The sequence below is a fragment of the Solihabitans fulvus genome (genome assembly GCF_008386585.1).
Classification (GTDB): domain Bacteria; phylum Actinomycetota; class Actinomycetes; order Mycobacteriales; family Pseudonocardiaceae; genus Solihabitans; species Solihabitans fulvus.
Genome location: NZ_VUOB01000074.1, coordinates 84,004 through 101,750, shown reverse-complemented (window position 1 = coordinate 101,750; position 17,747 = coordinate 84,004). Strand labels below are relative to the sequence as shown.

Here is a 17,747-nt window from a genome sequence, read left to right as displayed (position 1 = left end):
CGCTGGATTTGGGAGGTGCCGCCCGCGATCGTCAACGACAGCCCCCGCAACCGTTCCTGCGCGTGCGTCGCGTTGCCGAGCCCGTCGAGGTCGCTCAACACCAACGCGGCCGGCCCGAGCAACCGGGCCGCCAGCTCGTTCACCCGCTGCCGCAGCTCGGTGTACCGCAGCTTGAACACCGACCCGCCGACCCCCGACGCCTCGCCCCGGGTCGCCGCCGACACGGCCCGCAGGGTCAACGCCCACAGCCCGCCGCACTCCGCCGCCAGCCCGCCGAGCTCCCGCCGAATCCCGGCGTCCTCCCACCGCCCGACGTCCCGAGCCAACCGGGCCAGCCGCCCAAGCAACACCTTGGTGTGCACCAGCTCCCCGACGAACACGGTGCCGCGCTCGAACCCCAAGGTGGCCATCGCGACGCGCCAACCGTCGTGTTCCGCGCCGACCAGGTTGGCCACCGGCACGCGCACCTCGTCGAGGAACACCTCGGCGAAGTCGTCGGAGCCTTGGATGGTCCGCAGCGGGCGGATCCGAATGCCGGCAAGGTCCATCGGCATGATCAGCCAGCTCAACCCGCGATGCTTCGGCGCGTCGGGGTCGGTGCGCACCAACAGCTCGCAGAAGTCCGCGACGGGCGCGTGCGAGGTCCACACCTTCTGGCCCGTCACCACGTAGTCCGCGCCGTCCCGCACCGCCCGCGTGCGCACCGAGGCGAGGTCCGAACCCGCGTCGGGCTCGGAGAAACCCTGACACCACACCTCGTTACCGGACAGGATCGGCGGCAGGAACCGTTGCCGCTGCTCCCGCGTGCCCTCGGCCATCAGCGTCGGCCCGGCGTGCATCAGCCCGACGAAGTTCGCCGCCGCGTAGGGCGCGCCGGCGAGTTCCGCCTCCTCAAGGAAGATCAGCTGCTCGGTCGGCGTCGCGCCGCGCCCGCCGTACTCGGCCGGCCAGTGAATCCCCGCGTACCCGGCCCGGTGCAGTAGCCGCTGCCACGCGGTGTCGTACCTGCGCCGACCGGGCCAGTCGGTCAACGAGGGCTCGGCCGGCAACCCGGCCACCGCCGTCAGCAACCAGGTCCGCGCCTCGGCGCGGAACCGTTGTTCTGCCGCCGAGAACCGCAGGTCCACGGCGCTACTCCGGGGTGTCCAACGGCGCGAAGCGCGGCGGGCGCCCCTCGGCGAAGGCCGCCGCCCCCTCCGGCAGGTCCGGCGACCGCAGCGACTGAACCATCAGCTCGCGAGACTCGTCGAGCGCCTTGGGAAACGAGTCGTCCAGGCCCCGGTACACCTGCGCCTTGATCGCGGCCAGCGACCGGGGCGAGCACTCCCGCGCGAGCCCCGCCGCGTAGGCCCAGGCCGCCGGCAGCACCTCCTCGGCCGGCAGCGCCCGCTGCGCGAGGCCGATCTCCACCGCCTCCGTGCCGCTGATCCGCCGCCCCGACAGCAACAGGTCCATGGCCGCGGACACGCCGACGATCCTGGGCAGCAGCCATCCCATCCCGTACTCGGCGACCAGGCCGAGCCGGGCGAACGACGTGGTCAGGCTGGCCCGCTCCGCGACGAACCTGAGGTCGCAGTGCAGCATCAACGCGAAGCCCACCCCGGCGGCCGGCCCGTTGACGGCCGCGATCACCGGCTTGTGCGACCGCAGCGCCAGCTCCGGCCGGAGGCCCTCCGCCGAGGTCGCGTCCCGCAGCGCGGCGGCGTCGTCCTCGAACAGCGCGAGGTCCGCGCCGGCGCAGAAGCCGCGCCCCGCCCCGGTGAGCACGACGGCGCGCACGTCCGGATCCAGCTCCGCGCGCCGCAGCGCCTCGTTCACCGCGCCACCCATCTCGGGGGTGACCGCGTTGAGCCGGTCGGGCCGGTTCAGCGTGATCGTCGCGACACCCGACCCGACCTCGTACCGAACGGTCTCCACGATCAGTTCTCCAACCTGAGCACCCGAATGGCGTTCTCGCGCAGGAACTTCGGCCACACGTCGTCGGCGAGCGGGAGGTCGGCCAGCTCGCGGAAGATGCGGTCCAGGGTGAGCCCGTACGGGTAGTAGCCGCCGTAGAGGACCTTGTCCGCGCCGCGCGAGTTGGCGAACTCGATGATCTGCCTCGGATAGTACTTCGGCGCGAACGCCGTGGTGGAGTAGTACAGGTTGGGGTACTTCAACAACAGCCGCACGGTGAGGTCGACCCAGGGCTCGCAGCAGTGCCGGAACACGAAGCGCAGCTCGGGAAAGTAGCAGCAGACCTCGTCGACCAGCCCGGGGTGCTGGGTCTCGTAGGGCACCAGGGGGCCGGGAATCCCGCCGTTGACGAAGATGGGGATGTCCAGTTCGACGCACTTGGCGTACAGCGGGTACGCGCGCTTGTCGTTGATGGCCACCGGCGGGCTCAGGATCGACGGCATGAACTGCGCGGCGACCACGCCAAGGTCCTGGCGCGCCTCGACGAGCTGGCGCACCGACCGCATCCCCGCGTTCGGGTCCACATCGAGACAGCCAAGCAGCCGGTCCGGATGGTCCCGCACGGCGGCGACCTCGGCCGCGTCCCCGTAGTGCACGGGGATCAGGCCCCGCTCGACGCCGTGCCGGTCCATCTCCCGCAGCAGGTCCGCCGCGCTGTTCTCGTGCCGGCGCACCTGCGGAAACGACCGGTACAGATAGGAGATCTCCTCGTGCAGCTCGGTGGCCTTGCTGTCGTCGTCCGGCATCGGGAGGCCGATCAGTGTGTCGATCACCCCGATGCCCTGCGGTATGGGCACGGTCAGGCCTCCGATCCGTTCGACGCGACGCCGATCAGCCCGCCAAGCCGCACCCGCTGCGCGACCGGATCGCCGAACAGTTGGGCGGTCGCGTGCGCCCGCTTGAGGTGCAGGTGCGCCCCGTGCTCCCAGGTGACGCCGATGCCGCCGTGCAGCTGGACGCCTTCCGCCGCGATCGCCGCGTACGCCTGCGAGCCGTACGACTTGGCCGCCGCGGCCAGCGCCGCCGCGTCCGGGGAGCGGACCGCCACGGCCCAACTCGCCGCGTAGGACAGCGAGCGCGCCGACTCCAGCCGCACGTACAGGTCGGCGAGCCGGTGTTTCACCGCCTGGAACGCGCCGATGGGCCGGCCGAACTGAACGCGGACCTTCGTGTACGCCACGGTGTCGCGCAGGCAGCGCGCGGCGGCCCCGACCTGCTCCGCCGCGATCGCCGCGCAGGCGACGTCCAGCGTTCGGGCCAGGAGCTCCGCGCCCCGACCCTCCGCGCCGACCAACACGGCGGGCGCGGACACCAACCGCAGCGCGGCCGACCGGCGGCCGCTGTCCATCGGCGTCTCCCGCCGCACCGACCCCGCGAGTGCCGAGCGGTCCAGCTCGAACAACGCGGGACCGCGTCCGGTCTCGGCCACCACCAACACCACGTCGGCCTGCTCGCCGTCCAGCACCAGCACCTTGTCCCCGTCCAGCGACCACGCGTCGCCGCGCCGCGTCGCCGTGGTTGCCTGGGCCCCGATCCGCCACCAGCCGCCGTGCTCCGCCCAGGCGAGCGCGGCGACGGTTCGGCCAGTGGCGATGCCGGGCAGCAGCCGGGCGCAGGCCGCCGGGTCGCCCGCCGCCAGCACCGCATGCGCCGCGATCACCGCGCTGCCGAGGAACGGGCCGTGCACCAGCCCGTCGGCCAACGCCTCGACGACGAGGTTGCTCTCCAGCAGGCCGAAGCCGTGCCCGCCGTATTCCTCAGGCACAGCAAGCGCTTGCGCCCCCAGTTCGCCGGCCAGGCGCCGCCACAGCACGGCGTCGAACCCGGGATCGGCCTCCTCCGGCGCGCGCGGCCGCTCGGCCGGCCGGCGCGCGAGCATGGCCAGGACGGTGGCCCGCAGTTGCTCCTGCTCCTGCGTGAACGCGAAGTGCACGGGCGCCTCCGACCTGGTCGACCAACCAAGCACTTGCTTTATCATTCTCTTCCAGTTCGGCTGTCAACAGCGCCGATCGGGGCGGTCGCGCCGGTGGCGAGGCTCGCCGCAACGCGATCCCGGTGCCAGCCGGGAGTTCCCCACGCGGACCGCAGCGCGCGCGCCTTGGCCAACCAGAGGTGCAGCTCGTGCTCGGCGGTGTAGCCGATCGCGCCGTGTACCTGCAACGCGGTCCGCGCCGCCGCGTTGGCGGCCTCGCCGGCGGCGAGCTTCGCCGAGGACACGTCCCGCGCCGCGAACGGCGTGCCGTCCCGCAGCGCCACGGCGGCCCCGCGCACCAGCGGCCCGGCGAACTCCAGCCGCAGCAGCACGTCCGCCAACTGGTGCTGCACGGCCTGGAACGCCCCGATCGGCCGGCCGAACTGCCGCCGCTGGCCGGCGTGCCGCACCGCCATGGCCAACAGCCGCCTGCCGACCCCGAGCAACTGGGCCGCACAGCCGAGTGCGCCACCGTCAAACGCCGCATCGACGACGCGCCCGGCCGCCGCGCCCTCGGCGACCACGACGGCGGGCCCGTCGACCAGGAAGAGCCGCCGCGCACCGTCCACACTGGACTCCAGCGTCAGGGATCCCCCGACCAACGCGATCTCGGCGGTCGAGCCGCGCACCAGCACGTCGGCCCGGTCGGCGTCCAACGCGCGCGGCACCCTCGGCGGCAGTAGCGCGGTGGCCACCGCGCGACCCTCGGCGACGGCGGCGAGCCGGCCAGGCTCGTCGCGGCCGGCCAGCAGTACCGGCACGACCGCGAGGGACTCCACGTACGGCCCAGGCAGCCCGGCATAGCCGAGTTCGTCCAGCACCAGCACCAGCTCGACCTCCGACAGGCCAAGGCCACCCGACGCCTCGGGCACCAGCGCGCCGGTGACCCCCAGGTCGGCCAGCCGCCGCCACACGGCCAGCCCCGGCGCCGCGTCGCCCCGCGCCCAGGCCCGGGTGACGGCGGGCGAGTCGACGTCGGCGAGCAACTCCCGCAGCGCGTACCGCATCGCCGCCTGCTCCTCGGTCGGGGCGAACCTCACCGGACGGCCCCCACCCCGGCTGCTTCAATCCCGGCTGCCTCAACCCCGACGGCCCCGGCCCCGGCTGCCAGGACCCCGACGGCCCCCGCCTCGACTGTCCTGGCTCCGACGGTCCCCGCCCCGGCTGCCAGCACCCCGGCTGTCAGCACCCCGACGGCCCCCACCCCGACTGCCCCAGCCCCGGCCGCCCCAACCCCGGTGGCCAGCACCCTGGTGGCCGTCATCGATCCGCCCTCGGCAGCCCGAGCAGGCGCTCGGCCACCACGGTTCGCTGGATCTCGTTCGTCCCAGCGTAGATCGGCCCGGCGAGGGCGAACAGGTATCCGGCGGTCCACGAGTCCGGCGCGCCCGAGTCCAGCTCCCCGTTCTCTCCCAACAGCTCCAGCGCAGTCTCGTGCATCGCGATGTCCAGCTCCGACCAGAAGATCTTGCCGAGGCTCGCCTCCGCGCCCGTCGACCCGCCTTCGGTCAGCCGGGCGGCGGTCTCGAACGTGCCGAGCCGGTAGGCCTGCGCCGCGATCCAGCAGTCCACGACCTGGTCCCGCAGCGCACCTCCGCCGCCCTCGGTCCGCCACAGCTCGACGAGCCGCGTCGCCGAGGCGAGGAACCGCCCTGGGCTGCGCAACGTCAGGCCGCGCTCGCTGCCGGCCGTGCTCATGGCGACCCGCCACCCCTGGCCGACCTCGCCGACCACGTCCTCGTCCGGCACGAACACCGAGTCGAGAAAGATCTCCGCGAACGCGGGTTTCCCGTCCAGCCGCGCGATCGGACGAACGGTGACGCCCTCGGCCGTCAGCGGAAACAGGAAGTAGCTCAGCCCCCGATGCCGTTCGGCGCCGGGGTCGCTGCGAAACAGCCCGAACGCCCGGTCGGCGAACGCGGCGCGGGAACTCCACGTCTTCTGGCCGGACAGCAACCAGCCGCCGTCGGTCCGGTCGGCCCTCGCGCGCACGGCGGCCAGGTCGCTGCCGGCCTCGGGCTCCGACCACGCCTGCGCCCACACCACCTCGCCGCTGGCGATCCCGGGCAGGAAGCGCCGTCGCTGCGCCTCGGTGCCGTGCTCGAACAGCGTGGGGGCCAACAGGAACAGGCCGTTCTGACCGACCCTGGCCGGCGCGCGGGCCGCGTGGTACTCCTCCTCGAACAACAGCCACTCCGTCAGCGTGGCGTCGCGGCCGCCGTAGCGGCTCGGCCACGCCACGGCGGAAAGGCCGGCGTCGAACAGGATCCGCTCCCAGCCGCGGTGCGCCGCGAAGCCCGGCGCGGTCTCCAGCGACGGCAGCGGCTCGCGCGGCACGTTCGCCGCCAGCCAGCGCCGCACCTCCTCCCGGAAGGCCAGTTCCCGCGCGGACAACGCGAGGTCCGTCACGGCTTCTCCCGCAGGTCGCGCGCCGTCAGGCCGGCCAGCGAGTCGCCGCTGGTCTCCGCGTTGTGTGCGTGCGCGAGGTGGTGCAGGCCGAACACCGAATCGAGGCCGTTGTGCAGGCCCATCAGGTCCTCGGCCTGGTTCACCGCCTTCTTCGCCAGCGCCAGCCCGAACCTCGGCATCGCCGCGATCTCCCCGGCCAGCTCTGTCGTCTCCGCCGCGAGCCGGTCGCGCGGCACGACCCGGTTGACCATCCCGGCCTGCTGGGCGCGGGCCGCGCTGATCCGCCGCCCGGTGAACAGGAACTCCTTGGCCAGCCTCGGCCCGAGCACCCACGGATGCGCGAAGTACTCCACCCCGGGAATCCCCATCCGCACCACCGGATCGGCGAAGAAGGCGTCCTCGGCGGCCACGATCAGGTCGCAGATCCAGGCCAGCATCAGCCCACCGGCCACGCAGGCGCCCTGCACGCTGGCGATCACCGGCTTGGGCAGCTCCCGCCAGCGCCGGCACATGCCGAGGTAGACCTCCTGCTCGCGGGCGAACCGCGACTCGCCGCCCGCCCGATCCGTGTGGCCCCACCACAGCCCGGCCCTGCGCTCGTGCGGAACGTGCGCGTCGCGCCCAGGCGAACCGATGTCGTGCCCCGCCGAGAAGTGGTCGCCGGCCCCGGCCAGCACGACGACCCGCACCTCGTCGTCCGCGCTGGCCCGGTAGAAGGCGTCGTCCAACGCGTAGGTCATGGCGGAGTTCTGCGCGTTGCGGTACTCGGGCCGGTTCATCGTGACGCGCCCGATCGCGCCGTCCCGCTCGTACCGGACAACCTCCTGCGGACTCGCTGCCATGGCGCGCTCCTCGGCTCGTCCCCGTGTCCCGACGATAGTGCGAACAACCAAGTGCTTGCTAGGGTTGACGAACGGGACGAGCGAGGCGGGTGGGCGGTTGGACCTCACCGACAGCGCGGCGGACGCGGCATTCCGGGACACGGTGCGGGGTTGGCTCGCGGAGCACCTGCGCGGCGAGTTCGCCGCCGCGCGCGGCCTCGGCGGACCCGGCCGCGAACACGAGGCGTTCGACGTCCGGCTCGCCTGGGACCGCCACCTGGCCGCGCACGGCTGGACCTGCCTCGGCTGGCCTGCCCGGTTCGGCGGCAGGGCGGCGACCGCGCGCGAGCAGCTGATCTTCCACGAGGAGTACGCCCTGGCCGACGCGCCGGCCAGGGTCAGCCACTTCGGCGAGAACCTGCTCGGCCCGACCGTGATCGCCTTCGGCACACCGGACCAGCAGCGACGCTTCCTGCCGCCCATCGTGGCCGTCGAACACCTGTGGTGCCAGGGCTACTCCGAGCCGGGTGCCGGCTCCGACCTGGCCGCCCTGACCACCAGGGCGGTGCGCGACGGCGACGAGTGGGTGGTCACCGGCCAGAAGGTGTGGACCTCGCTCGCGCACGTCGCCGACTGGTGTTTCCTGCTGGCCAGAACCGATCCCGGCACCTTGGGACACCGCGGCATCTCCTGTCTGCTGGTGCCGATGCGCCAACCCGGCGTGCTGGTGCGGCCGATCCGCCAGCTCACCGGCACCTCGGAGTTCAACGAGGTGTTCTTCGACGGCGCGCGCACCGACCTTGCCAACGTGCTCGGCCCGGTCGGCGACGGCTGGCGGGTCGCGATGGGCACCCTCGGTCTCGAACGCGGTGTGAGCACGGTCGGGCAGCAGGTCGGGTTCCGCCGGGAGTGGGCCGCGATCGTCGAACTCGCGCGCGCCAACGGACGCCTCGACGATCCCGGTGTGCGGGACCGGCTGACCGACGCGTGGATCGGCCTGGAGATCATGCGGCTCAACGCGATGCGCGCGCTCACCGGCGGGCCGGACGCGATCGCGCCGTCCGTGCTCAAGCTGTGCTGGGCAGGCTGGCACCGGGGCCTCGGCGAACTGGCCATGGACGTCGCGGGCCCAGCCGGGCTCACCGCGTCCGGCGAGCCCTACGAACTGGACGAGTTCCAGCGGCTGTTCCTGTTCAGCAGGGCCGACACGATCTACGGCGGCTCGGACGAGATCCAGCGGACGATCATCGCCGAGCGCGTCCTCGGCTTGCCGAAGGAGCCACGAGGATGACGGTCCCGCAGAAGGAGCCGAACCGATGACGGTCCCCGCGTGCCCGCCGCCGCACGGCCTGCTCCGCGACCGGGTGGTCGTGGTGACCGCGGCCGCCGGCGCCGGCATCGGCTCGGCCACCGCGCGCCGGGCGCTGGAGGAGGGCGCCGCTGTGGTGGTCAGCGACCAGCACCCGCGCCGCCTCGCCGAGGTCGCGGCCGACCTCGCCGGGCGGCCCGGCGCGCGCGTGCTCGCCGTGCCGTGCGACGTGACCGACGAGGCGCAGGTCGGCGCGCTGCTGGCCGCCGCCGTCGCCGAGTTCGGCCGGGTCGACGTCGTGGTGAACAACGCGGGCCTCGGCGGCACCGCGTCCATCCTGGACATGACGGACGACCAGTGGGGGCGCGTCCTCGACGTCACGCTGACCGGAACGTTCCGGTGCACCAGGGCGGCGCTGCGGCTGTTCCGCGACCAGGGCGGCGGAGGAGTGGTGGTCAACAACGCCTCGGTGGTCGGCTGGCGGGCGCAGGCGGGCCAGGCGCACTACGCCGCCGCGAAGGCGGGCGTGATGGCGTTGACCCGGTGTGCCGCACTGGACGCGGCCCCGTTCGGGGCGCGGGTGAACGCGGTCGCGCCCAGCCTGGTGCGGCACCCGCACCTGGCCAGGGTGACCTCCGAGGAACTGCTCGACGAACTCGCCGCGCGGGAGGCGTTCGGCCGGTCCGCGCAGCCGTGGGAGGTCGCGAACGTTATTGTCTTCCTGGCCAGCGACTACTCGACCTACCTCACCGGTGAGGTCGTGTCGGTGAGCAGCCAACATGCGTGAGGTGCGCCGAGGGCGGCGTTGACGCGGTTGTTCCTGCCAGCAACCCGCGCGGAGAGGATGATCACCGTGGTGAGTACCAGACGCGGACCCGCCGGAAGCACCCGGCCGAGCACACGGTCCGTGCAGCGCAAGACCGCCAACGGCAGCTCGGCGCGGCGCGAGGAGCTGCTCGCGATCGCCGCGGAGATGTTTGCCGCGCAAGGGTTCCTGGCCACCACGGTGCGTGAGATCGCGGACACGGCGGGCATCCTGTCCGGCAGCCTGTACCACCACTTCGACTCGAAGGAGTCGATGGTCGACGAGATCCTGCGGGACTTCCTCGACTCCCAGCAGCGCGCGTACAACGAGGTGCTGCGCGAGCACACCGACGCGCGCGAGGTGATCATCGAGCTGGTCCGCGTGTCGTTCCGGTCGATCGGCAGCTACCAGCAGGCGATCGCGATCTTCCAGAACGAGTCGAAGTACCTGTCGCAGTTCGAGCGGTTCAGCTACCTCAAGCAGATCAGCCAGTCCTTCGAGCGCACCTGGCTCCAGGTCCTCCAGCAGGGGTTGAAGGCCGGCGTGTTCCGCGCCGACCTCAACCCCAAGTTGGTCTACCGCTTCATCCGCGACACGGTCTGGACCACGGTGCACTGGTACAACCCGCGCGGCCGGCTCAGCACCGACACCATCGCCGACCAGTACATCACCATCCTCTGCGACGGGATCATCGCGCGCTGACGGCTAGCCGGCCTTCAGCTGGGTGAAGCGGAGGTTGTTGCCGAAGGGGTCGCGCAGGCCGCAGTCGATGCCGTACGGGCGGTCGGTCGGCTCCTCGGTGAACTCGACGCCCCGCGCGAGCAGCGTCTCGTAGGTCCCCTGGCAGTCGTCCGTGCTGAAGATGAGCGTGCCGCCGGACGCACCCTTGGTCACCAGTTCGCGGACCTGCTGCGCCGTCTCCTCGGACAGCGCGGGCGCGCCGGGCTTCTCCAGCAGGATCTGCCGCCCGGAGTCGCCGGGGACGCTGACGGTCAGCCAGCGCATGAAGCCGAGGTCGACGTCGGAGTTGATCTCGAGGCCGAGCTTGCCGACGTAGAAGTCGACGGCCTCGTCCTGGTCGAGTACGTAGATCTGCGAGTGCGTGATGGCGTTGAACATGAACGTGACGCTACTGGGCCGGCCGGGCGGAAACTTATCCAAAACAACCAGATTGGCGGCGGGCGCGACGGTCAGGTGCTCGGTCTTAGCCACGCCATCGCGAAGCACGTCGGCACGACCGCGGACGCCGCCTCCCTGCGGTAGGTCCTCGGCGACCGGCCGACGATGTCGCGGAAGGTGCGGCTGAACGTTCCCGGGCTGCCGAAGCCGACGGTGAAGCAGATGTCCGTGACGCTGCGGTCGGTCTCCCGCAGCAGGAACATCGCGCGCTCGACCCGGCGGCGCTGGAGGTAGCGGTGCGGCGTCTCGCCGAAGGTGGCCCGGAAGGTGCGGGTGAAGTGCGTCTCCGACACGTGGGCGATCCTGGCCAGGGTCGGGACGTCCAGCGGCTGCGCGTAGGCGCGGTCCATCGCGTCCCGCGCCCGCAGCATGCGGCGGTTGCTCTGCTCGGTGGCGCGACTCACCGCGCCATCACCAGCTTGCGCACCAGGGCGACCAGGCCGGCCCTGCGCGACTCCGGCCCGTCGTCGGGGTCGCCCGCCACCAGCATCCGGATGATCTGCGGCACCGCGAACCACCAGCCGGCCAGCGCCATGACGGCGTACATGAGGTGTGCCGGGGCGACGTCGCCGGCGATGGCGCCTGCCCGCTGCGCGCCGGCCAGCGTGGCGACCTTCGCCGCGTAGTGGGCGGTGCGCTCGGCCTCGGCCGGGACGGCGCCGTCGTTGTCGAGCAGTCCCTCCCAGTGCATCAGCCGGATCAGGTGCGGGTGCTTGAGGTGGTAGTCGTAGACGCGGCCCGCGTACTCGCCGAGGTCGGCGGCGAGTTCGGGGGTCAGCGGCACCGCGGCGGCCAGCCGTTCCAGCTCCCCGGTGAGCACGGTGCCGAACAGCTGCCGCTTGTTGCCGAAGTACTGGTAGATCCGTTCCTTGTTGACACAGGCGTTCGCCGCTATCCGGTCCATCCGCGCGCCCTCGGGGCCGTGCGTCGCGTACTCCTCGACCGCGGCGTCCAGCAGTAGCTGCCTGGTCCGTGCCGTGTCCCATGCCATAGGGCCAGCATACGGCAATTCCAACTGAAGGGTTGGACTTCTGGTCTCGGCTGTGCCAAACTCCAACCAGCAAGTTGGAGATGGCTCCGACGCCGGTTCCACTGGGGGATGTTTCAGATGACCACCGCAACGACCACCATCACCACCACGGCCGCCACCACCGTTGCTCCCGCTGCCCCCGCCGTGCCGTCCGTGCACCGCCGGGCGCTGCTGACCTGGGTCGCGGTCTACTCCATGATCACGCTGGTGCAGTCGCTGGTCGGGCCCGTCGTCTCCGGCCTGCCGCTGCCGCTGCGGACGCTGGTCTTCACGGTCATCGTGGTGCCCGTCGTGGTCTACCTGGTGGTGCCCAACCTGCTGCGGCTCAACGCCAGGCTCAGCCGCAAGCGCTGACCATGCAGCACTCACGGACAAGGCAGCAGATCACGGACAGGGCGGCAGGGCCGGATCCGGTGCGGGGACGGCGATCGAGATCGTGTCCGGCACCTCGACGTCCTGCCGCACCGCTCCCATCGACACCGTGAGCACGACCCGCATTTGTACCCTCGACACGTGCTGGGCCGGCCGGCACGAGGCCCGGTAGGTGATCCACAGCTCCGCCCTGTGCCCGGCCGGGATCGACACCGGCGGCTTGGTCACCGGGGCCAGGTCGAACACGTCCAGCCACTTCCAGGAGTTCGCCGGCACGAATCCCGCGTCGAGCTCCACGTAGCCCTTCGGCGGTTCGCTGCGGATCCGCTCGACGGTGATCTGCTGGCTCGCCGTGTTGGTGACCTGCTGCTCGGCCCCGATCTTCTCGCCCGTCGTCGAGTCGCCGCCGACGTCCGACCCGACGATGGGGTGCCAGCCCGGTTCGCCGGGACCGGGATCGAACACGCCGGACAGGACCAGCGCGCCGACGACCGCCCCCACGAGCGCGACCCCACCAAGGGCCAGCAACACCCGGCGTCCTCGGCGCGGCCGGCGGGCCGGGAGCGGCACCGGTGGGGCCGGCGGCAGGTCGTCCAGGCTCATGATCGGGCCACGATAGTGCGCGGGCTTCCGGCCCGGGGCCGCTTCGCGATTTTGAACAGCGGACGGAAATCGACGCCGCGCGCGACCCTCCGGCGTTGGGCCACTGCGGCTCAGCCCAGCGTGGAACCCCTGTCGGACACCAGGAACGACGGCCCGGCCCGAAGAATCCCCGCCGCCTCGGCCACCACGGCCTCGATCAGCTCCGCGCAGCTCGGCAGCGTCCCGATCATCCCGACGACCTGCCCCGACGGCAGCAGCCCAGCCTCGGTCCGGCCGTCGACCAGCCCCGCCCTGGCCAGCATCGGGGCGTTCGCGGCGAGCAGCACCTGCCCCCACCCCAGGTCCCGCGCGCGCCGCATGGCCAGGCCGTCGCGCAGCATCGCGCGCCAGGACAACCCGGTCAGCTGCCGGAACGCGGCGGCGTGCCGCAGCGCCCCGAGCGCGCCCCGCCGCGACTCGGCCAGCGGGGTGCGCAGCATCCGGTGCGGCAGGCCGTCCACCCGGCTGGTCACCACCGTGTCGGCGACCGTCGCCGCGAGGTAGCGGCGCTTCACCACGTCCGGCACGGCGCTGTCCGAGGTGAGCAGGAACCGCGTGCCCATCGCGACCCCCGCCGCGCCGTAGGCCAGCGCCGCGGCCAGCCCGCGCCCGTCGAAGAATCCGCCCGCCGCGATGACCGGGAGGTCCACCGCGTCCACCACCTGCGGCAGTAACACCGTGGTCGCCACGGCTCCGGTGTGCCCGCCGCCCTCCCCGCCCTGCACCAGCACGGCGTCGACGCCCATCGCGGCCACCTTCTCCGCGTGCCGCCGCGCGCCGACGGTCGGGATCACCACCACCCCGGCCTCCCGCAGCCGGTCGATCAGCACTCGGCTCGGCGCCAGTGCGAACGACGCGACGCGCACACGTTTGCGGATCACCAACTCGACGCGCTCCGCCGCGTCGCCCGCGTCCGCGCGCAGGTTCACGCCGAACGGCGCGGACGTGCCGCGCCGCACCTCGTCGATCGCGGCGGCCAGCTGCGGCAGCGTCATCGTCGCCGAGGCGAGGATGCCGAGCCCACCGGCCTCGGCCGTCGCGGTCACCAGGCGTGGGCCGGCCACCCAGCCCATGCCCGTCTGCACCACGGGATGCCGGACGCCGACGAGCCGGCACAGCGCGGTGTCGATCAGCTGCGGCATCACGCCGGCACCTCGCGGTCGCGCAGGCCGCGCGGGTCGATGACGGACCGGATCAGCGTCAGCTCGTCGTCGGTCGGCAGCCTGGTCGAGGTCACCTCGTCGATCGCGAGCGGGAAACCCGTGTGGGCAAGCACTTCCTCGCGGGTCACGCCGGGATGCACCGAGCGGAGCCGCATCGAGCCGCCGGGACCGGCGAAGTCCAGCACGGCCAGGTTCGTGACCACCACCCGCACGTCGTGGAACCGCAGGGCCGAGGGGCCAGCCGCCGCCGCGCGGTCGTGGCCGACGCCGGACACCGCGTCGACGCGCTCCACGAACACGCGGCGGCTGTGCCGGGGCACCCAGTAGTTCGTGGTGTGGTTGACGGTGTTGCCCGGCGCGCCGCGGAACCCGATGAGCTGCGCCGTCGGCCGGGTGGCCGGGCCGATCCGCGCGATGTTCTGGTTGCCGTGCCGGTCGAGCTGGCTGGCGCCCATCATCACCCTGCGCCGACCGCCGGCCAGCAGGTCGAGCACCTTGCCGTAGGGCAGCCAGCCCTCGACGACGCCGTCCTCGGCGGCCAACAGCATCGCCTCGCCGTCGGTCAGCAGCAGGTCCGGCTCGACGGTGAGCCGCGCCAGCCGCGCGCCGAGCATCGGCAGCGCGCCGATGGGGGAGGCCAGCACCTCGCCGGCCCCGCGCCAGGTGTCCGCGCACGCCGCCACGCAGACCTCCGCCCTGCTCACGCCCCCGTCCTGCCCCATCAGGCCGCCGCCCCGTGGAACGCGTCCACCGCGGCCAGGTAGGACCGCTCGTCGCCGGCCAGGAACTCGTCCAGGAACGCCTGCCACGCAACGGGATCCGCGCCGCTGGCGGCGTACCGTCGTTGGAACGGCTCGTCCCGCCCGTAGTCGGGCACGCAGCTGGTGAAGTGCGCGCCGCGCGGGGCCTCCACGACGCCGGCCACGTGCATCCGGCTGACCAGCAGCGACTGCGGCGGCCCGCCCCGCAGCAGCTCGTCGGTCGGCACGATCCGTTCGCAGCTCACGTAACTTCGCCGCGCGGCCGCGCACAGCACGTCGTCCAGGTAGGGGTCCGGCCCGAGGTACTGGGCGTTGCCGTGCCGGTCGGCCCGGTTGAGGTGCACCAGCGCGACGTCCAGCTCGATCGCGGGCATCGCCACCAGCTCCTCGCCGTCGGCGTAGGGCGAGGCGACGGTGCGCAGCGCCGGGTTGAGCCGCAGCACGTCCGAGCCGAGGCCGGCCCTGGTCGGCAGGAACGGCAGTCGCGCGGCGGCGGCGCGCAGGCCGGCGAGCAGCATGCCCTCGTCGTACTCGGTCGCCTCGACCGCGCCGCGCTGCCTGGCCGCCCGGAAGTGTGGGTCCAGCGGGATGGAGTCTAGCGACACGAAGCCGAACACCGCCCTGCGCACCCTGCCGGCCGCGCACAGCAGCCCGACGTCGGGGCCGCCGTAGGACACCACGGTCAGGTCGGTCACCGAGCTGCGCAGTATTGCCCTGACCAACGCCATCGGCTTGCGGCGCGAACCCCAGCCGCCGATGCCGACGGTCATGCCGTCGCGCAGGCTCGCCACCACCTCGTCCGCGCTCATCACCTTGTCCCTCATGAGCTTTCCCCGTCCACGAAGGCGCGGCGCGTCCGGTCGGCGACCCCGTCGAGGCTCAGCTCGAAGGTGAAGCCCTGCTCGTAGCGGTAGGAGCGGTTCACGTCGACCGGGTCGATGCCGTTGAGGGACTCCTTGGCCCTGCGGATGATCAACGGGTCGCGCGCGGCGATCTCCGCCGCGAACTCCGTTGCCGCGCCAAGCAGCTCGTCGCGCGGCACCACCCGCCACACCGAGCCGAACCGGCGCAGCTCCTCCGCGCCGACGGTGGCGCCGGTGTAGAGCATCGCCCGCGCGGTGTGCTGGGGGACCAGCCTGGACAGGTGGGTCGCCGCGCCGAGCGCCCCGCGCGCGACCTCGGGCAGCCCGAAGACCGCGTCGGTCGCTGCGATGACCACGTCGGAGTTGCCGACCAACCCGATGCCGCCGCCGAGGCAGAAGCCCTGCACGGCGCTGACCACGGGCACCTCGCACTCGTACACCGCGCGAAAAGCCTCGTGACAGCCCCGATTCACGGCGAGCAGCGCCGCATGGCCCGGATCGGCGGCCAGTTCCTTGAGGTCCACCCCGGCGTTGAACCCGCGACCCTCGGCCGCCAGCACCACCACCCTGGTGCGCTCGTCGCGGCCCGCCAGCCGCAGCGCCTCGGCGAGGTCGAACCAGCCCCGCGCCGGCAGCGCGTTGACCGGCGGATAGTCGACGGTGATCACCGCGATGCCGGCGGAATCGCGCTCCGTGCTGACGCCCATGCCACCGCCAAACCTAGCGTTTGTTTGGTTAGCTCGATACCGTAGCAACCGCCGCCGAGCCCTGGCCAGGGAGGAGAAGCATGACCGTCGAGATCTCCCTGGCCGGGCGCACGGTCCTGGTGACCGGCGGCACCAGGGGAGTCGGAGCCGGCATCGCCGAGGTGTTCACCCGCGCGGGGGCGGCCGTCGTGGTGTGCGGGCGCACCGCGCCGGCCGCCCCACCACCGAGGGGGATCACCTTCCTGCCGGCCGACGTCCGTGAGCCCGCGCAGGTCGGCGCGCTGCTCGCGGAGGTGCTGCGGCGACACGGGAGCCTGGACGTCTTGGTGAACAACGCGGGCGGGGCTCCACCAGCTGACACCCTCGGCGCGTCCATGTCCTTCCACGACAAGGTCATCCGGCTCAACCTGCTCGCGCCACTGCTGGTGTCCACGCTGGCGCTGCCCGAGCTGCGCCGCGCGGGCGGCTCCGTCGTGATGGTCAGCAGCGTGTCCGCGCGCCGACCCGCACCGGGGGCCGCGGCCTACGCGGCGGCCAAGGCGGGCCTCGACAACCTCACCGCGACCCTGGCCGTGGAGTTCGCGCCGAGCGTGCGGGTCAACTCCGTCACTGTCGGGCCCGTGCGGACCGCGGCAGCCGAGGAACACTACGGCGACGGGACGTCGGTGGCGGCCACCGTGCCGCTCGGCCGGCTGGCCGAACCCGAGGACGTCGGGCACGCGTGCCTCTTCCTCGCCTCCCCGCTGGCCGCCCACATCACCGGATCGGCGGTCACGGTGGACGGCGGCGGTGAGTCACCGTCCTATCGGAGGCGATGATGAATCCCATCTGCGCGGGCCGCGTCGTGCTCATCACCGGCGCCGCCAGGGGTCTTGGCAGGGCGCACGCCCTCGAGTTCGCCAGGCAGGGCGCGAAGGTCGTGGTGAACGACCTCGGCGTCGACGCCGACGGCAGCGGCGGTTCGGCGGAGCCTGCGCGGCAGGTCGCCAAGGAGATCGAGGCGCTCGGCGGCGAGGCGTTCGCCGACCTGTCCGACGTCGCCGACTGGTCGGCAGCGGAAGAGCTGGTCGCCACGACGGTCCGGCACTTCGGCCGGCTGGACGTGCTGGTCAACAACGCGGGGTTCGTGCGCGACCGCATGCTCGTCACGATGGCCGAGGACGAGTGGGACGACGTGGTTCGCGTGCACCTCAAAGGGCACGCCGCGATGATGCGGCACGCGGCCATGTACTGGCGGGAACGGGCCAAGTCGGGCGCCACGGTCGACGCGCGGATCATCAACACCTCCTCGGGCGCCGGCCTGCTCGGCAGCGTCGGCCAGGCGAACTACGCGGCGGCCAAGGCCGGCATCGCCGCGCTGACCGTCACCGCGGCCGCCGAACTCGCCAGGTACGGCATCACGGTGAACGCCATCGCGCCGGCCGCCCGCACCAGGATGACCGTGGAGATCTTCACCGAGTCGATGCGTCGACCCGACGACGGATTCGACCTGATGGCCCCGGAGAACGTGTCCCCGCTGGTGGTGTGGCTCGCCAGCCAGGAGGCCGCCGACGTCACCGGGCGGATGTTCGAGGTGGCCGGCGGCGCGGTGTCGCTGGCCAACAACTGGCGGCACGGCCCGCGTCGCGATCGTGGCGAGCGCTGGCGGGCGGAGCAGCTCGGCGCGGTGGTGCGGGAACTGATCGCCGCCGCGCCGCCGCCCGAGCCCGTGTACGGCGCGCGGTGAGGAGGTCGTTTTCGGTGACCGAGCGCGCCGGA

The 17,747-nt window shown here is 72.8% G+C and carries 21 protein-coding genes; 6 read left to right on the top strand and 15 right to left on the bottom strand.

Features of this window, described 5'->3' with window-relative positions; translation table 11 throughout:
- The 7 genes from F0L68_RS35430 to F0L68_RS35400 all read right to left on the bottom strand — a co-directional run.
- A partial coding sequence (locus F0L68_RS35430; protein ID WP_149854257.1) for an acyl-CoA dehydrogenase family protein occupies nucleotides 1–1,127 on the bottom strand: 1,127 nt, incomplete at its 3' end.
- Between the two features lie 4 nt (nucleotides 1,128–1,131).
- Complete coding sequence (locus F0L68_RS35425) at nucleotides 1,132–1,917, bottom strand: enoyl-CoA hydratase-related protein (protein ID WP_223199426.1); 786 nt, start codon at nucleotides 1,915–1,917, stop codon at nucleotides 1,132–1,134.
- A gap of 2 nt (nucleotides 1,918–1,919) precedes the next feature.
- A complete protein-coding gene (locus F0L68_RS35420; RefSeq protein ID WP_149854256.1) occupies nucleotides 1,920–2,753 on the bottom strand; it encodes an amidohydrolase family protein in 834 nt (277 codons plus the stop codon).
- 2 nt (nucleotides 2,754–2,755) lie between these two features.
- Nucleotides 2,756–3,889, bottom strand: a complete 1,134-nt coding sequence (locus F0L68_RS35415; protein ID WP_223199425.1) for an acyl-CoA dehydrogenase family protein — start codon at nucleotides 3,887–3,889, stop codon at nucleotides 2,756–2,758.
- A gap of 41 nt (nucleotides 3,890–3,930) precedes the next feature.
- Nucleotides 3,931–4,968 carry an acyl-CoA dehydrogenase family protein gene (locus F0L68_RS35410; RefSeq protein WP_149854254.1) on the bottom strand — a complete coding sequence of 346 codons (1,038 nt, stop codon included), beginning with the start codon at nucleotides 4,966–4,968 and terminating at the stop codon, nucleotides 3,931–3,933.
- A gap of 220 nt (nucleotides 4,969–5,188) precedes the next feature.
- Entirely contained in the window at nucleotides 5,189–6,337 is a 1,149-nt protein-coding gene (locus tag F0L68_RS35405; protein ID WP_188317003.1) for an acyl-CoA dehydrogenase family protein, read from the bottom strand.
- Nucleotides 6,334–7,179, bottom strand: coding sequence for an enoyl-CoA hydratase (locus F0L68_RS35400; RefSeq protein ID WP_149854253.1), 846 nt, complete (start codon nucleotides 7,177–7,179; stop codon nucleotides 6,334–6,336). Before F0L68_RS35400 ends, F0L68_RS35405 begins: the two co-directional genes overlap by 4 nt.
- Before the next feature lie 97 nt (nucleotides 7,180–7,276).
- On the opposite strand from F0L68_RS35400, the gene F0L68_RS35395 reads away from it, so the two are divergent.
- The 3 genes from F0L68_RS35395 to F0L68_RS35385 all read left to right on the top strand — a co-directional run bounded on the left by F0L68_RS35395 (nucleotide 7,277) and on the right by F0L68_RS35385 (nucleotide 9,974).
- Nucleotides 7,277–8,449: an acyl-CoA dehydrogenase family protein gene (locus tag F0L68_RS35395; protein WP_223199424.1), complete on the top strand. Its 1,173-nt coding sequence runs from the start codon at nucleotides 7,277–7,279 to the stop codon at nucleotides 8,447–8,449.
- Nucleotides 8,450–8,474: 25 nt separating this feature from the next.
- On the top strand, nucleotides 8,475–9,254 hold the full coding sequence (locus F0L68_RS35390) for an SDR family oxidoreductase (RefSeq protein ID WP_149854251.1): 780 nt from the start codon (nucleotides 8,475–8,477) through the stop codon (nucleotides 9,252–9,254).
- A 120-nt stretch (nucleotides 9,255–9,374) separates the two neighbouring features.
- On the top strand, nucleotides 9,375–9,974 hold the full coding sequence (locus tag F0L68_RS35385) for a TetR/AcrR family transcriptional regulator (RefSeq protein ID WP_223199423.1): 600 nt from the start codon (nucleotides 9,375–9,377) through the stop codon (nucleotides 9,972–9,974).
- Between the two features lie 3 nt (nucleotides 9,975–9,977).
- Here the strand turns inward: F0L68_RS35385 and F0L68_RS35380 are convergent, their stop codons facing one another.
- The 3 genes from F0L68_RS35380 to F0L68_RS35370 all read right to left on the bottom strand — a co-directional run bounded on the left by F0L68_RS35380 (nucleotide 9,978) and on the right by F0L68_RS35370 (nucleotide 11,442).
- On the bottom strand, nucleotides 9,978–10,391 hold the full coding sequence (locus F0L68_RS35380; protein ID WP_149854249.1) for a VOC family protein: 414 nt from the start codon (nucleotides 10,389–10,391) through the stop codon (nucleotides 9,978–9,980).
- 71 nt (nucleotides 10,392–10,462) lie between these two features.
- Entirely contained in the window at nucleotides 10,463–10,822 is a 360-nt protein-coding gene (locus tag F0L68_RS35375; protein WP_149854270.1) for a helix-turn-helix domain-containing protein, read from the bottom strand.
- A gap of 29 nt (nucleotides 10,823–10,851) precedes the next feature.
- Nucleotides 10,852–11,442 (bottom strand): TetR family transcriptional regulator, encoded by a 591-nt coding sequence (locus tag F0L68_RS35370; RefSeq protein WP_149854248.1) that lies wholly within the window; start codon nucleotides 11,440–11,442, stop codon nucleotides 10,852–10,854.
- Between the two features lie 117 nt (nucleotides 11,443–11,559).
- Here F0L68_RS35370 and F0L68_RS35365 point away from each other — a divergent pair, with 117 nt between their 5' ends.
- Nucleotides 11,560–11,835 carry a putative antibiotic biosynthesis monooxygenase gene (locus F0L68_RS35365; protein WP_149854247.1) on the top strand — a complete coding sequence of 92 codons (276 nt, stop codon included), beginning with the start codon at nucleotides 11,560–11,562 and terminating at the stop codon, nucleotides 11,833–11,835.
- A 30-nt stretch (nucleotides 11,836–11,865) separates the two neighbouring features.
- On the opposite strand, the gene F0L68_RS35360 is transcribed toward F0L68_RS35365, so the two are convergent.
- From F0L68_RS35360 to F0L68_RS35340, 5 genes are all read right to left on the bottom strand, one after another.
- The gene (locus F0L68_RS35360; RefSeq protein WP_149854246.1) at nucleotides 11,866–12,456 is read right to left on the bottom strand and encodes a hypothetical protein; all 591 of its coding nucleotides are present in this window, start codon (nucleotides 12,454–12,456) and stop codon (nucleotides 11,866–11,868) included.
- A 110-nt stretch (nucleotides 12,457–12,566) separates the two neighbouring features.
- Complete coding sequence (locus F0L68_RS35355) at nucleotides 12,567–13,625, bottom strand: NAD(P)H-dependent flavin oxidoreductase (protein WP_149854269.1); 1,059 nt, start codon at nucleotides 13,623–13,625, stop codon at nucleotides 12,567–12,569.
- Between the two features lie 11 nt (nucleotides 13,626–13,636).
- Nucleotides 13,637–14,380: a CoA-transferase subunit beta gene (locus tag F0L68_RS35350; RefSeq protein ID WP_149854245.1), complete on the bottom strand. Its 744-nt coding sequence runs from the start codon at nucleotides 14,378–14,380 to the stop codon at nucleotides 13,637–13,639.
- A complete protein-coding gene (locus F0L68_RS35345; RefSeq protein ID WP_149854244.1) occupies nucleotides 14,380–15,243 on the bottom strand; it encodes a CoA transferase subunit A in 864 nt (287 codons plus the stop codon). Before F0L68_RS35345 ends, F0L68_RS35350 begins: the two co-directional genes overlap by 1 nt.
- Nucleotides 15,240–15,989, bottom strand: a complete 750-nt coding sequence (locus F0L68_RS35340) for an enoyl-CoA hydratase family protein (protein ID WP_149854243.1) — start codon at nucleotides 15,987–15,989, stop codon at nucleotides 15,240–15,242. Before F0L68_RS35340 ends, F0L68_RS35345 begins: the two co-directional genes overlap by 4 nt.
- 80 nt (nucleotides 15,990–16,069) lie before the next feature.
- Between F0L68_RS35340 and F0L68_RS35335 the strand changes: the two genes are divergently transcribed.
- Nucleotides 16,070–16,807 carry an SDR family oxidoreductase gene (locus tag F0L68_RS35335; RefSeq protein WP_149854242.1) on the top strand — a complete coding sequence of 246 codons (738 nt, stop codon included), beginning with the start codon at nucleotides 16,070–16,072 and terminating at the stop codon, nucleotides 16,805–16,807.
- On the top strand, nucleotides 16,807–17,715 hold the full coding sequence (locus tag F0L68_RS35330; protein WP_149854268.1) for an SDR family oxidoreductase: 909 nt from the start codon (nucleotides 16,807–16,809) through the stop codon (nucleotides 17,713–17,715). The genes F0L68_RS35335 and F0L68_RS35330 overlap by 1 nt, the downstream gene beginning before the upstream one ends.
- The last annotated feature ends 32 nt before the right edge of the window (nucleotides 17,716–17,747 follow it).